The organism is Serratia sp. CY84636 (genome assembly GCF_052166245.1).
GTDB lineage: Bacteria > Pseudomonadota > Gammaproteobacteria > Enterobacterales > Enterobacteriaceae > Serratia > Serratia nevei.
Genome location: NZ_JBJNOX010000002.1, coordinates 1,043,881 through 1,056,956, shown reverse-complemented (window position 1 = coordinate 1,056,956; position 13,076 = coordinate 1,043,881). Strand labels below are relative to the sequence as shown.

At 59.6% G+C, this 13,076-nt stretch carries 13 protein-coding genes; 5 read left to right on the top strand and 8 right to left on the bottom strand.

All coding sequences use genetic code 11. From position 1 onward, the window contains the following. Positions 1 to 23 precede the first annotated feature (23 nt). Genes ACJ8QI_RS09495 through ACJ8QI_RS09485 form a run of 3 tightly spaced genes read right to left on the bottom strand, consistent with a single transcriptional unit; the run spans position 24 to position 4,082 of the window. The gene (locus tag ACJ8QI_RS09495; protein ID WP_060423798.1) at positions 24 to 1,529 is read right to left on the bottom strand and encodes a sugar ABC transporter ATP-binding protein; all 1,506 of its coding nucleotides are present in this window, start codon (positions 1,527 to 1,529) and stop codon (positions 24 to 26) included. After that, on the bottom strand, positions 1,526 to 3,043 hold the full coding sequence (gene xylB, locus ACJ8QI_RS09490) for a xylulokinase (protein ID WP_442532423.1): 1,518 nt from the start codon (positions 3,041 to 3,043) through the stop codon (positions 1,526 to 1,528). The genes ACJ8QI_RS09495 and xylB overlap by 4 nt, the downstream gene beginning before the upstream one ends. Before the next feature lie 4 nt (positions 3,044 to 3,047). Continuing rightward, positions 3,048 to 4,082, bottom strand: a complete 1,035-nt coding sequence (locus ACJ8QI_RS09485) for an NAD(P)-dependent alcohol dehydrogenase (protein ID WP_164268324.1) — start codon at positions 4,080 to 4,082, stop codon at positions 3,048 to 3,050. A 229-nt stretch (positions 4,083 to 4,311) separates the two neighbouring features. Between ACJ8QI_RS09485 and ACJ8QI_RS09480 the strand changes: the two genes are divergently transcribed. Further along, a complete protein-coding gene (locus ACJ8QI_RS09480; protein WP_442532691.1) occupies positions 4,312 to 4,866 on the top strand; it encodes a D-lyxose/D-mannose family sugar isomerase in 555 nt (184 codons plus the stop codon). Positions 4,867 to 4,937: 71 nt separating this feature from the next. Continuing rightward, complete coding sequence (locus tag ACJ8QI_RS09475) at positions 4,938 to 5,939, top strand: LacI family DNA-binding transcriptional regulator (protein ID WP_060423786.1); 1,002 nt, start codon at positions 4,938 to 4,940, stop codon at positions 5,937 to 5,939. A 53-nt stretch (positions 5,940 to 5,992) separates the two neighbouring features. On the opposite strand, the gene ACJ8QI_RS09470 is transcribed toward ACJ8QI_RS09475, so the two are convergent. Together ACJ8QI_RS09470 and ACJ8QI_RS09465 are read right to left on the bottom strand one after the other, a co-directional pair. Further along, entirely contained in the window at positions 5,993 to 6,943 is a 951-nt protein-coding gene (locus ACJ8QI_RS09470) for an amidohydrolase family protein (RefSeq protein ID WP_442532422.1), read from the bottom strand. Positions 6,944 to 7,115: 172 nt separating this feature from the next. After that, a complete protein-coding gene (locus tag ACJ8QI_RS09465; RefSeq protein ID WP_261424819.1) occupies positions 7,116 to 7,412 on the bottom strand; it encodes a YciI family protein in 297 nt (98 codons plus the stop codon). A 175-nt stretch (positions 7,413 to 7,587) separates the two neighbouring features. Between ACJ8QI_RS09465 and ACJ8QI_RS09460 the strand changes: the two genes are divergently transcribed. Together ACJ8QI_RS09460 and tonB are read left to right on the top strand one after the other, a co-directional pair. Next, on the top strand, positions 7,588 to 8,241 hold the full coding sequence (locus ACJ8QI_RS09460) for an epoxyqueuosine reductase QueH (RefSeq protein WP_025303057.1): 654 nt from the start codon (positions 7,588 to 7,590) through the stop codon (positions 8,239 to 8,241). A gap of 236 nt (positions 8,242 to 8,477) precedes the next feature. Then, entirely contained in the window at positions 8,478 to 9,221 is a 744-nt protein-coding gene (gene tonB / locus ACJ8QI_RS09455) for a TonB system transport protein TonB (protein WP_049271333.1), read from the top strand. Between the two features lie 70 nt (positions 9,222 to 9,291). Here tonB and yciA read toward each other — a convergent pair whose 3' ends face one another. Both yciA and ACJ8QI_RS09445 read right to left on the bottom strand, forming a co-directional pair. Beyond that, positions 9,292 to 9,720, bottom strand: a complete 429-nt coding sequence (yciA, locus tag ACJ8QI_RS09450; RefSeq protein ID WP_004932085.1) for an acyl-CoA thioester hydrolase YciA — start codon at positions 9,718 to 9,720, stop codon at positions 9,292 to 9,294. Between the two features lie 76 nt (positions 9,721 to 9,796). Then, positions 9,797 to 10,336, bottom strand: coding sequence for a septation protein A (locus tag ACJ8QI_RS09445; RefSeq protein WP_004932082.1), 540 nt, complete (start codon positions 10,334 to 10,336; stop codon positions 9,797 to 9,799). Positions 10,337 to 10,557: 221 nt separating this feature from the next. On the opposite strand from ACJ8QI_RS09445, the gene ACJ8QI_RS09440 reads away from it, so the two are divergent. Then, entirely contained in the window at positions 10,558 to 12,261 is a 1,704-nt protein-coding gene (locus ACJ8QI_RS09440; RefSeq protein WP_442532421.1) for a SulP family inorganic anion transporter, read from the top strand. Positions 12,262 to 12,312: 51 nt separating this feature from the next. Here ACJ8QI_RS09440 and ACJ8QI_RS09435 read toward each other — a convergent pair whose 3' ends face one another. After that, positions 12,313 to 13,065 carry a YciC family protein gene (locus ACJ8QI_RS09435; RefSeq protein WP_442532420.1) on the bottom strand — a complete coding sequence of 251 codons (753 nt, stop codon included), beginning with the start codon at positions 13,063 to 13,065 and terminating at the stop codon, positions 12,313 to 12,315. Positions 13,066 to 13,076: the final 11 nt, after the last annotated feature.

The following is a 13,076-nucleotide window of genomic DNA, read 5'->3' as shown; positions in this document are numbered from 1 at the left end:
TGCTCATTTTTTTTCTCTCTCTGTTAAACCGCAAGTTTCATCAGTGCTGCCTGGGTCGCATCGGCTGCCGAAAGCTCGCCGGCCAACTGCCCGTCACGAAACACCAATATGCGATCGCTCATGCCGATAATTTCCGAAAGCTCGGAGGAAACCATGATGATCCCTTTGTTTTGCAAGGCGAACTCCGACATAAATCGATAGATCTCTTTCTTGGCCCCGACGTCGATACCGCGCGTCGGCTCGTCGAGCAGCAAAACCTCCGGATCCAGCAGCGCCCAGCGGCCCAGCACGACCTTTTGCTGGTTGCCGCCGCTCAGGTTGCCCACCGGCTGTTCGCCATCATGGGTTTTAACGTTGAAGCGCTGGATCATGTCGCGGGTCCGCGCCTGCTCCCGTTTCTCGCTGACAAACCCCATCCGGCTGATGGCGGCAAAAGAGGCGATATTGATGTTTTCACTGACGGAGCGGCACAGCACCAGACCGGTTTCCTTGCGATCTTCCGTCACGTAGGCAATACCGCTGTCGATGGCCTTGCGCGGAGAATGGCGGTTTAGCGTCTTGTCACCCAAGCGGATCGTGCCGCTGTCGGCATGCTGAATGCCGAAGATAAGATCGAGAAACTCGCTGCGCCCCGAGCCCACCAGCCCATAGATGCCCAGGATCTCACCGTGCTTAAGCTGCAGGCTGATATCTTTTATCTTGCTGCGCCAACACAGGTTGTTGACCTCCAGCAAGACCTCTTCGCCGGGCTGATTGAATTTGGCGAACTCGCTGTCGTACTCGCCGCCAATAATGTGTTCGATCAGCTGTTCACGGGTGATGTCGGCGATATAGCCTTCATGGATGTAGGCGCCGTCGCGGAAGATGGTGTAGCTGTCCGCGATTTGGAATATCTCTGACAAACGGTGAGAGACGTAGATAATGCCTTTACCTTTCGCCGCCAGCTGCTGAAGCGTCTGAAAGATTTTTTGCGCATCCTCTTCGCCAATCGCCGAGGTGGGTTCATCCATGATGATGATGTCGGCATTGGCATGCGACAGCGCCTTGGCGATCTCGACCAGCTGTTGCTCGGCGACGCTCAGGTTGCGCATTTTTTCTCGGGCGTCGATCTTGAAATCGAGTTCTTTGAGCAGGCGGGTCGTGCGCTGGTTGAGCGTTGCGAAGTCGACGAACCCCAAGCGTCTCGGCTCGCGGCCCAGCCAAATGTTTTCGGCCACCGTCAGATCCGGGATCGCGCTCAGTTCCTGCTGCACGATGGCGATGCCGGCGTTGAGGGCTTCCCGAGGGTGATGAAATTCACAGCGTTGGCCATTGATAAAAATGTCACCGCCATCGGGTTGAATAAAGCCCATCAGAATGCTGAGAAAGGTGGATTTGCCCGCGCCGTTGCCGCCGCACAGGGCATGGATGGATCCGCGCCGCAGGCAAAACTCCGCATTCTTGAGCGCCACGACCGGGCCAAAGGCTTTTTTGACGCCGCTGACCTCCAGCAGGTAGGCGGGCGCTGGCGTATGGGGATCTTGCGTCACAGTTGCACCTCCGGGTAGGTCTGCTGCAAGCGTTGCAGGTACCGTTGATAAAGCGTCTCGTATTGCGCCTGTCTGCCGGCGTTTGGCCGTGTGCGCGTGGCCTTATCCAGCGCAACGAAGCGTTGGCACAGTTCGGCCAGCAACGCGCCGGCGTTCCGGCGCGGATCGTCGGCCAACATCGTCGCCCACATCGCCTGAATGGCGCCGCCCAGCGCGGCGGTCTCTTTGGCTTTCAGACAGACCACCGGGCACCCCATCACGTCCGCGACGATTTGTCGCCAGGCGGCGCTGCGGGCGCCGCCGCCGGTGAGGCGGATTTCGCGCGCTTCGATGCCCTGACGGCGAAACAGCTCGATGCCATAGCGCAACCCATACGTGGCACTTTCGACTACCGCCAGGCAGAGATTGGCGCGGGTAAAGTTGTCGCTGTCGAGGTTATGCAGGCTGGCGCGCGCGTGGGGCAGCGGCGGAACGCGTTCGCCATTGAAGAACGGCAGCATCTCGACACCGCCTGCGCCGGGCGAGGCCTGCGCCAACAACGCGTTAAAGCCGGCAAGGTCTTCGTCCAGCAGCGTTTGCACGGCGGTGGTGGCCGAGGTGACATTCATGGTGCAAATCAAGGGCAGCCACCCGTTGGTGCTGGAGCAGAAGCCGGCAATCATGTCCGATTCCGCCGCGACGGGGGCGGCAGACCAGGCGAACAGCGTGCCGGAGGTGCCCAGGCTCAGGGTGAGGGTGCCGGCCTCAATGTTGCCGGAACCGATGGCCGCCATCATGTTGTCGCCGCCGCCGGTCGATACCCGCACCGTTGGGCCGAGGCCGAGTTTTTCCGCCGCGGCGGGGCGCACCGTGCCGATGCAGCACTCCGCGCTTTTGAGCGACGGCAAAGCTTGCCACAGGTGGCCGCTGTCATCGATGAGCTCGACGGCGGTTTTGCTCCAGCTACGGGTGCGCACATCGAACAGACCGCTGCCGGAAGCGTCGCCATATTCCGCTACGCGCTCCCCGGTCAGCCAGAAGTTCAAGTAGTCATGGGGCAGCAGCACGGTGTGCAGTTTTGCCCACAGCGCCGGATGGTGCGTCTTGAACCAAAGGATTTTTGACGCGGTATAGCCGGTGGCGAGCCGCAAACCGAGCGTTTCCAGCGAGCCGTTGGCGCCGCCGAGCTGTTGCAGGAGCCGTGCGTTTTCTTCCGCGGTTTCGGTATCGCACCACAGCTTGACGCTGTGCAGCACGTTGCCGTCTGCGTCCAGCGGCACAAACCCATGTTGTTGGCCCGATACCCCCAGAGCATGAATCTCCCGCGCATCAACGCCGGCGTTAGTCACGGCTTGGCGAAAAGCGATGACCAACGCCTCAATCCACCAGTCGGCCTCCTGTTCGCGCCGGCCATTGGCTTGGCTGATGAGACGGTGAGGGGCATTGCCCTCACCGAGGATCGCGCCCTGTGTGCTGTCGACAATCACGACTTTCGTGCCTTGCGTACCGCAGTCTATGCCAGCATAGAGCGTCATAGGATTACTCCATCTCCAGCATGATTTTGATGTCCGAGGCATGTCCCGCCGCCGCGCGCTCGAAGGCGGCCACGCTGTCGGAGAACTTGTAGGTTTGGCTTATCAACGGCTGGACGCGCAACTTGCCGCTGCTCAACAGCCGCAGCGTGCGCGGGTACATGTTGGCGTAGCGGAAAATGGTCTTGAAGGTGATTTCCTTGGCCTGCGCGGCGACGATATCCAGCGGCGCGGCATCGATCGGCATGCCGACCAGCACCGCGGTCGCCCCTGGCGCCGCATGTTCGGCCAGCGTTGCGATAGCCGGTTTTGCGCCGCTGCATTCAAACACGACATCGGCGCCATTGCCGCTGGTGAGCGTGGCCACTTTCCCCGCCAGGTCGCCGGTTTTGATATTGACGGCGTGCAGCCCCTCGTAACTGGCCGCCACGGCGAGTTTCTCGTCAAACAGGTCGCAAATAATGACGTCCGAGCAGCCGCCCGCCAGCGCCGCGAGGGCGGTGACCACGCCGATCGGCCCGGCGCCGATCACCAGGGCGATATCGCCGGGTTTGATCCCGGCTTTGGTGGCCGCTTGCATGCCGATGGCCAAGGGTTCCACCATGGCGCCTTCAGCGAAACTGACGTTGTCCGGCAATTTGAACGTGAAGGCGGCAGGGTGGATGACGGTTTCGCGCAGGCAGCCGTGCACCGGCGGCGTCGCCCAGAAGCGAACGGCCGGGTCAAGGTTGTAAATACCGGCGCGCGTCTGGGCAGAGTTGAGATCGGGAATGCCGGGCTCCATGCAAACGCGATCGCCGACGCTGAGGTGAGTGACGTTTTTACCTGTCGCGAGCACCACGCCGGAGGCTTCATGGCCGAGCACCATCGGGGCGTTAACCACGAACGGGCCAATGCGGCCATGCTGGTAATAGTGCACATCACTGCCGCAAATGCCTACGGAATGAATTTTTATCTGTACATCATCGGGCCCCAACGCCTCGGCAAGCTGGACGTCCTCGATAGCGATTTCTCCCGCCTTCGCCAACACTAATGCTTTCATATGGCCTCCTGGTGAATCATTTTTATGGTAACGGTATCATTTTAGTGAGGCGATATTGGGCCAAAGCGAGTGGTTAAACTGTGATCAATGTTGGAATTACTCGACGGGGGTTAATTTTGCTGGTGGGTTGTTATTCAATATGGGGATAGCGATCACAAAATCGGCGGGGCAATGACGGTTTTAATATCAGCGCGTTGATATCGATACCGTTACTTTGCAGGGGGAAATGATGAAGATACACCAAAGCGCCAGAGCCGCTACGCTGGGATATTTGCGCCAGGCGGACATTGTCCTGACCGATGAAGAGCAGCAACGTATTGAAATTGCAACATTTGGCCTGGCCGACTATCCCGCGTCAGGGCTGCAGCTGCTGACCTACGTCAACTCACCCCGGTATTGTGCGAAAGAGCTGGTGCTGTTTCCGGGGCAAACCTGCCCGGAACATTTGCATCCTCCTTTCGCCGGCACGCCCGGCAAGCAAGAGACTTTCCGCTGCCGTTGGGGCGCGGTGTTCCTGTTTGTCGATGATGAAAACCTGACGCTTAATGACGCCGGCGGCGAACCGGTATGCCGGGTACCCGAGGGCGCGGAGCCGTGGTATACCTGCAATCGCTATATCCTTTTGCGGCCCGGCGAGCAATATACCATCGCGCCCAATACCCGGCACTGGTTCCAGGCTGGCGAGCAGGGCGCCGTGGTGTCCGAGTTTTCTTCCGAGAGCCGTGATGAGCTGGATATTTTTACCGATCCCCGGATTAATCGTCTTGCCGGCGTAAACCATTAGCGCCATGAACCAAGTTCTGTCATGATGCTAAAAATGATACAAAATGATACCTTAAGGCTAAGGAGCTGCATTTGGCAGGGGATCGAGGACGGAAAGCGACGCTGGCTAGCGTCGCCGCACAGGCAAACGTCAGTAAAATCACCGCGTCGCGGGCATTTTCACAGCCGGACAAGGTTCATCCGGAAACGCTGCGCCGCATTCGGGAGACCGCTGCCGAGCTCGGCTATGTGGTCAATGCCGCGGCGCGCAACCTGCGGGCAAAAAGCAGCAGAACCATCGGCATCGTCAACCCTGATATGGCCAACCCGTTCTTTGGCGGCCTGACGCGGCTGATGACGCTTGAAGCGCAAAAAATGGGGTACGACACCCTGGTGTTCGACTCCTATGAGTCTCAGGAAAGCGAAGACAGAATCATCGACAAACTGATTGGCTACAACGTCGATGCGATCATTCTCTCGGTCATTTCCAACGATCATTTGTACCAGCCTTCCTACCTAAAACGGTTGGAAACCTTGAATATTCCGGTGGTGCTGATCGACCGGGAGCTGGACAATCGCCACTGCAGCGGGGTGTATATCGATAACCTGGACTGCGGCCTCCAGGCGGGGCGCTGGCTGCTGGAACAGAAGGCGCAGCGGGTGGTGGTGGTCTCCGGGCCGGAAAATTCCAACGTGGCGCGTGACAGGGTCACTGGCTTGCAAGCGGCATTACAAGGCAAGGTGGCGTCGCTTGAAGTGCTGTATGCCGATTTCTTTATGGATGTCGCCTGGCAAGAGACGAGCCGTTGGCTGGCCAATAACCGCGCGCCGGACTTTTTCGTTGGCTGCAATAACCAGATCTCCCTGGGTATTATCAAGGCCTGTATCGAACATCGGCTGCCGTTGATGCAGGACGTGTCGCTGTTCAGCATCGATGAGGTTTCACATGCCGAGATCTACGGTTTTCATTTCCCCTGCGTGTCACACGATTTGCAAGAGATCGCCTGGCAAGCGTTGAATCTGGCGATCCGCCGCATTGCCGACCCCGAGATCAAGCCGGGCAAGGTGGTGGTGCGGGGAAAACTGGTCATATAACGCGGCGCACGACACCTGATGGGCGGCACAGGGGTTCACTGAGCCTTGACGTGTCAGTTTGTACCCAGCCCAAACAGCGCTGCCGCATTGCGATCCAAAATGGCGTTCACCTCTTCCTCCGGCAAACCCGCTCGCCGGATGTAGTCTACCGTGGTTTGAAACAGGTCGCCCGGTTGGAACGGAAAATCGGTGCCGAACAGCAGCCGCTGTGCGCCGAACGTCGCTGCCGCCGCTTGCAGCGCGGGTACCTGATTGTGGCCTACCGTGTCGTACCACATGCGCAGGGCGGCGCGGCTTGGGGGTTCCGGCGTATTCGGCGCCTCCCACGCGACGGTCTGGTCGAGGCGTTCCAGCGTCATCGGCAGCAGGCCGCCCAGATGCGGCACAATGATTTTCATCTCCGGAAAGCGTTGAGGGATGCCGTTGAGGATAAAGTGCATGGCGGCGACCGTGTCTTCGATCGGCGCGCCGATCGACCAGGTCAAGGCGTAGTCGGCGATGAGCGGCGAGTGCGCGCCGCGGCCGGCGGGATGAATGGCCAACACGCTGTGGCGGCGGTTGAGTTCCTGATAGAGCGGCTCGAACAGCGGGTTGGCGATAGACAACCCGAGCACTGAGGTGGTGATGCAGGCGCCCAGCATATTGAGCTGGGTAAAGGCCCTTTCAAGCTCGCGTAACGCAACGTCGATATGCGGCAGCGGCAAGGAAGCGATAGCCCGGAAGCGGGTGGGATAACGCGCTACCAGCTCCGCATATTCATCATTGATCCGGCGCGCGGCATCAACGGCCGCCTGCTCGTCTTCCAGATGCGGCGACAGCGGCGTCGCCGACAGGATTTGCATGTCGATGCCGGCTTTATCCAGCAGGGCGAAACGCGCGTCGAGCTCGCGCTCGGTGCGGCCAACGCCCAGGTGCCGATAGGCGGCAACTTCATGCACGCCATGCGCTTGCAAAAGATCCAGATACTCTGTGCTCCACAGGTGGGCGTGTACGTCGAGTCGCATCGGTCGATCTCCTGAGTTCGCGGCGATGCCGCGTGTTCAGAAGAGTATAGGCAGGCGACGCGACAGCCCCTGGAGGGAGGGCATTTTTTCTACCGACGGGTTAGGGTGAGAGCACGCATTGATCCGGGAACGGCGCGCGAACGGGCGTTCCCGGTATTGGGAGGGCTGGAGATCAGAACACCTGCTTGAACGGCTTCACCGTCACGTCGGCATAGACGCCGGCGGCGATATAGGGATCCTGCTGCGCCCAGGCCTGGGCTTGCGCCAGCGACTCGAATTCGGCGATCACCGTCGAACCGGTAAAGCCGGCGGCGCCGGGATCGTTGCTGTCGATGGCCGGGTTAGGGCCGGCGATCACCAGGCGGCCGGCGTCGCGCAGCGCCTGCAGGCGCGCCAGGTGTGCCGGGCGCACCGCCAGACGGTTTTCCAGCGAGTTGGGGACGTCTTGCGCGTAGATCAGATAAAGCATGTTTCACCTTTAAAATCATGGCTATAAAACGGTGCTACCAAGGTAGCGCAAAAGGCGCGGCAGGGGAACGGTGCGCGGCGAATTTCCCGGCGGATTGGCGCTTATGCCTTGAAGCCGCTACTTTTTATTCGTATAGTGCGGCGCGCTTAAACTGATATGCCATTGAGGTGAGGATATGACGGAACTGGTAAGGGAAAAACTCGATTTGCCGGCGGGCAAAAGTAAACTGCTGCTGCACTCTTGCTGCGCGCCCTGTTCCGGCGAGGTGATGGAAGCGATCCAGGCGTCCGGGATCGAGTACGCCATTTTCTTCTATAACCCTAACATTCACCCGCAAAAAGAGTATCTGCTGCGCAAGGAAGAGAACATCCGTTTCGCCGAGCAGCACGGGGTGCCGATCATCGATGCCGATTACGACACCGACAACTGGTTCGCCCGCGCCAAGGGGATGGAGAATGAGCCGGAGCGCGGGATTCGTTGCACCATGTGTTTTGACATGCGTTTCGAGCGCACGGCGCTGTATGCGCATGAGCACGGTTACGACACCATCTCCAGCTCGTTGGGCATTTCGCGCTGGAAGAACATGCAGCAGATCACCGACTGCGGCATCCGGGCAGCGGAAAAATATCCCGATTTGGTGTACTGGGATTACAACTGGCGCAAGAAGGGCGGTTCGTCGCGCATGATAGAGATCAGCAAGCGCGAACGCTTCTATCAGCAGGAATACTGCGGCTGCGTCTATTCGCTGCGCGACACCAACCTGCACCGCAAGGCGCAAGGGCGGCCGCTGATTAAGCTGGGCGTGCTTTACTATGGTGATGAAGAATAACGCTTAATCACCGCAATCAACCCGCTACGGCGGGTTTTTTATTTTTTGACGCCCGGCCAAACGTTAATGAAGCGTGTTGTTCCGGCGATAAAAAAGCAACGGTGAGGTTAATATCCTTATGAGTTTGCTGGTTTTAGCCGCGCAGACTGACGATTAAAGCGATAGTTTGCCTTTCGTTATTGAATATGATTGCTATTTGCATTTAAACTTGGCGAACCAGAGGAAACAGAATCATTATGCCGCTAAAAAAGATGTTCCTTAATCGCCGTATATCCGTGCCTTTCGTCTTGTCCGTAGGCCTGCACAGCGCCCTGGTGGCGGGATTGCTTTACGCTTCGGTAAAAGAAGTGGTGGAGCTGCCGAAGCCAGAGGACGCGCCGATCAGCGTCATGATGGTCAACACCGCCGCGATGGCCGAGCCGCCGCCACCGGCGCCGGCCGAGCCGGAGCCGCCGCAGGTCGAACCTGAGCCGGAGCCAGAACCGGAACCTATCGTGGAGCCGCCGCCGAAGGCGATCGTGAAACCCGAGCCGGTCAAGCCGAAACCGAAGCCTAAGCCGAAGCCGAAGGTCGAAAAACAGGTTAAACCGGAGCCGAAGAAGGTTGAGCCGCGCGAGCCGTCGCCGTTCAACAACGATTCACCGGCCAAACCGATCGATAAAGCGCCGGTGAAACAGGCGCCTGCCGCGCCGGTGCAGGGCAACTCGCGCGAAGTCGGGCCAAGACCGATCAGCCGCGCCAATCCGCTCTATCCGCCGCGGGCCCAGGCTTTGCAGATCGAAGGCAACGTGCGGGTACAGTTCGATATCGACAGCGACGGGCGCGTCAGCAACGTGCGCATCTTGTCGGCCGAGCCGCGCAATATGTTCGAGCGTGAAGTGAAGCAGGCGATGCGTAAATGGCGCTATGAGGCCAAAGAAGCGAAAGATCGTACCGTCACCATCCGCTTCAAGCTGAACGGCACGACCGAAGTGAACTGAGTTCGGTCACCACCCAAAAAGAAAGGGTCGCCTCGGCGACCCTTTTTGCATTTGCGGTACAGCCGCCGGCTTATTCTTCGAAGCCGACGCGGAAATTCATTTTGCCCTCAGGCAGCGCGCGCGAGTTGCCTTCCGCATCGACCGCCACATAGGTGAACACCGCTTCGGTCGCCCGGTAGCGCTGGCCGATCGGCGCGGAAGAGACTTTCTTGACCCACACTTCGATATTGATGGTGATCGAGCTGCGCCCGGTGCGGATGCAATGCGCATAGCAGCAAACCACGTCGCCTACTGCCACCGGTTTCAGGAAGGTCATGCCGTCCACGCGCACGGTCACCACGCGCCCTTCGGCGATCTCTTTTGCCTGGATGGCGCCGCCGATGTCCATTTGCGACATCAGCCAGCCGCCGAAGATATCACCGTTGGCATTGGTATCGGCCGGCATGGCCAGCGTGCGCAGCACCAGCTCGCCGCTGGGTAAAGGTCGTTGTTGTGTCATAGCAGTCTGCTTTTAAAAGGAGGGAATAACATCATACTGCCCGCGGCAAGCGCCGCAGGCATTAACAATTTTGTAACTATTTTTTCTGTTCTTCCGGCATGTGCCGGTAAATATAGATACCGCTGAGGAGGGTGAAGACCAGCGTCAGCACCGTCAGGCCAAAGACTTTGAAATTGACCCAGACGCTTTGCGGCAGCCAGAAGGCGACATAGATGTTCGCCAGGCCGCAGGCCAGGAAGAAGACCGCCCAGGCCAGGTTGAGGTTGCTCCACACTTTGTCCGGCAGCGTCAGCTCTTTGCCCAGCATGCGTTGAACCAGCGGTTTTTTGAGCACCCATTGGCTGATCAGCAGCGCCAGCGCGAACAGCGCGTAAATCACCGTGACCTTCCATTTGATGAACAAATCGTTGTGGAACACCAGCGTCAGGGTGCCGAACACCAGCACCATCAGGAAGGTGATCAGCGTCATCTTCTCGACCTTGCGGTATTTCACCCAGGTGAACACCAGCGCCAGCGCGGTGGCGACAATTAACGCGCCGGAAGCGACGTAAATGTCGTACAGCTTGTAAAAAGCGAAAAAGACAATTAGCGGGAGGAAATCAAGAAACTGCTTCATAAATCAATCCATCATCTGTTCATCGGCCGACTATACCGGATTCGGCGAGCTCTGTGTACCGCCGGGCGTTGCCGATTATCGGCGTTTGGCCGGCGGATTTCTGCCGCGAAAGCAGGAATTTGCATAAACTTACGCAAGAAAGCGCGGGCACATTGCCAGTGCGGGCCGCAGGCCGCATAGTAAGTGTCATAATAACCAGATAATTTACCGCGGAAAACAGCATGCAGTGGAAATCTCTCCAGGCCTTGACGCCGGGTTTGACGCATTTATTGGGGTATCAACGCAGCTGGCTCAAGCCGGATATTCGCGCCGGCCTTTCCGTCGCCGCCGTCGCCTTGCCGGTGGCCATCGCCTATGCCGAGCTGGCCGGGGTCAGCCCGGTGGTGGGGCTCTATTCCTGTATCTTGCCGATGGTGGCCTATGCGCTGTTCGGCTCGTCGCGCCAGCTGATCGTCGGGCCCGACGCCGCCACCTGTGCGGTGATCGCCGCGGTGGTGACGCCGCTGGCGGCGGGTAATATGGAGCGCCATTGGCAGCTGACCATCATGATGACCGCGATGATGGGCGGCTGGTGCCTGCTGGCCAGCCGGTTCAAGCTGGGGGCGCTGGCGGATCTGCTGTCGCGGCCGATCCTCAGCGGGCTGCTGAACGGGGTGGCGATCACCATCATCGTCGATCAGATCGGCAAGGTGTTGGGATTCACGGTGCGCCCGGCGCAGCTGATCGAGCGCATCTACGCGCTGCCCGGCAACCTGCTGCACAGCGACTGGTTGACGATGGCGGTGTCGTTGTTGACGCTGGTGACGCTGCTCGGATTTAAAAAATGGCGGCCTAACTGGCCGGCACCGCTGTTTGCCATCGTGCTGGCGGCGTTCGTCACCTGGGCCGGCGGCCTGCAGCTGCATGGCGTGGTGACGGTGGGCGGTTTCAGCGGCGTGTTGCCGATCGTCCAGTGGCCGGACTTCCAGCCCGGCTTGCTGCGCGACATGGTGATCCCGGCGCTTAACCTGGCGGTGGTGAGTTTTGTCAGCATGATGCTCACCGCCCGCAGCTTTGCCGCCAAGAACGGTTATGAGGTGAACGCCGACGCCGAGTTTCGTGCACTGGGGCTGGTGAATATCGTCTCCGCGCTGTCGCAGGGTTTCGCCATCAGCGGTGCGGACTCGCGCACCGCGGTGAATGACGCCAACGGCGGCAAGAGCCAGCTGGTGTCGGTCATCGCCGCTGCGGTCATCGCCTTCGTCTTGCTGTTCCTGATGGCGCCGCTGCAGTTTATTCCGGTGGCAGGATTGGGCGTGGTGCTGATGTATGCGGCCTGGTCGCTGCTGGACATTCGCGGCATCTGGGTTTTGCGCCGCCGCAACGCGCAGGCGTTTCGCCTGGCGCTGTTTACCTTCCTCAGCGTGCTGCTGGTGGGGGTGATCAGCGGCATCGGGCTGGCGGTGTTGCTGGGGCTGATGCAGTTTCTGCGCACCGTCTTCCGGCCGACGGAGCAGCTGCTGGGCGTCAACGACGAAGGCATGATCCATTCCATGGGCAACAACAATGGGGTGAAGGCGGTACCTGGCGTCATGATGTATCGCTTCAATTCGCCGCTGACCTATTTCAACGTGGCGTACTTCAAACGCCGTATTCTCAATTTGGTCGACGGCACGCCGTTCCAGCCGCGCTGGGTGGTGGTGGATGCGGTAGCCAGTTTTACCCATGCCGATATCAGCGTGCTGGCGGCCATCGACGAGCTGAAACGCGACCTGTTACAGCGTAATGTTAAGCTGGTGCTGGCGGGGCGCCGCACCGAGCTGACGCGCTGGTTCCGTATCAACCGCTTAGGGCGCGACAAAGAGCTGATTTTGGTGCCGGACCTGTATCTGGCGCTGAAGCTGATTCAGAGTAAGGAGCAGGCGGAAGCCGCCACGGTGGGGTAAATAAAAAGGGGCGCGCTGAAGCGTGCCCCTTGGGTTTTGGTTGCGTCGGCGTTAGCCGCGCAGCAGCATGTACAGGCGGAACAGGTAGATCAGCAGCAGGGCAGACACCAGGTTGCTCAACGCGGTCAACACCACGCTGGCGACGTTCGGCGTCAGCACTGACAGATGGCTCACCAAAAACAGCACCAGCAGCTTGGCCGCCAGCCACAGCATCATCGCCGGCACGATCACGCGCGCATTGGCGAAGGCCAACTTGCTGCTCAGCTTGAGCGAAGCGAACACGCCTTTTTTATCGACGGAGGCGATCACCGGCGCCAGCGCGAAGGCGATCGCCATGAGCACGCCCGGCACCACAAACAGCGTCAGGCCGAGCTGGATCAGCAGGGTGCAGATAAACAGCAGCAGCAGCAGACGCGGCAGATCGGGCGCCGAGGTGCCGAGCGCGCGCAGGGCGCTGGTGCGTTCCCCTTGCGACACCAGACGGATCAGCGTCAGCATCCCGCCGACCAGCAGCACGTTGCCGACCAGCGCGGAGAAGGTGGCGGCCGCCGACACTTTCAGCAACACCATCTGCTGTTCCGGCGTCATCTGCTGGATCACTTCCTGAATGCCCATACCGGTAGACGAAGCGAAATCGCTGGTGGTGGCAGCGAGCGTCGCCAACTGTTCGGCATCGGGGCTGAAGGCCTGATTCAGCAGCACGGAGATAAACGCCGTCAACAGCGCCAGCATCAGGATGCTGGCCAGTTGGTTGCGTAAAAAGTTAAAACTGTCACGGTACAAAGCGTTGGCCGTGATAGGCATGCAGACTCCTT

What these genes read in the sequence shown, in the direction of transcription:
- xylB (WP_442532423.1), bottom strand. Translation starts at nt 3,043, where the DNA reads ATGACGCTCTATGCTGGCATAGACTGCGGTACGCAAGGCACGAAAGTC.
- ACJ8QI_RS09485 (WP_164268324.1), bottom strand. Translation starts at nt 4,082, where the DNA reads ATGAAAGCATTAGTGTTGGCGAAGGCGGGAGAAATCGCTATCGAGGAC.
- ACJ8QI_RS09480 (WP_442532691.1), top strand. Translation starts at nt 4,312, where the DNA reads ATGAAGATACACCAAAGCGCCAGAGCCGCTACGCTGGGATATTTGCGC.
- ACJ8QI_RS09470 (WP_442532422.1), bottom strand. Translation starts at nt 6,943, where the DNA reads ATGCGACTCGACGTACACGCCCACCTGTGGAGCACAGAGTATCTGGAT.
- ACJ8QI_RS09465 (WP_261424819.1), bottom strand. Translation starts at nt 7,412, where the DNA reads ATGCTTTATCTGATCTACGCGCAAGACGTCCCCAACTCGCTGGAAAAC.
- ACJ8QI_RS09460 (WP_025303057.1), top strand. Translation starts at nt 7,588, where the DNA reads ATGACGGAACTGGTAAGGGAAAAACTCGATTTGCCGGCGGGCAAAAGT.
- tonB (WP_049271333.1), top strand. Translation starts at nt 8,478, where the DNA reads ATGCCGCTAAAAAAGATGTTCCTTAATCGCCGTATATCCGTGCCTTTC.
- yciA (WP_004932085.1), bottom strand. Translation starts at nt 9,720, where the DNA reads ATGACACAACAACGACCTTTACCCAGCGGCGAGCTGGTGCTGCGCACG.
- ACJ8QI_RS09445 (WP_004932082.1), bottom strand. Translation starts at nt 10,336, where the DNA reads ATGAAGCAGTTTCTTGATTTCCTCCCGCTAATTGTCTTTTTCGCTTTT.
- ACJ8QI_RS09440 (WP_442532421.1), top strand. Translation starts at nt 10,558, where the DNA reads ATGCAGTGGAAATCTCTCCAGGCCTTGACGCCGGGTTTGACGCATTTA.
- ACJ8QI_RS09435 (WP_442532420.1), bottom strand. Translation starts at nt 13,065, where the DNA reads ATGCCTATCACGGCCAACGCTTTGTACCGTGACAGTTTTAACTTTTTA.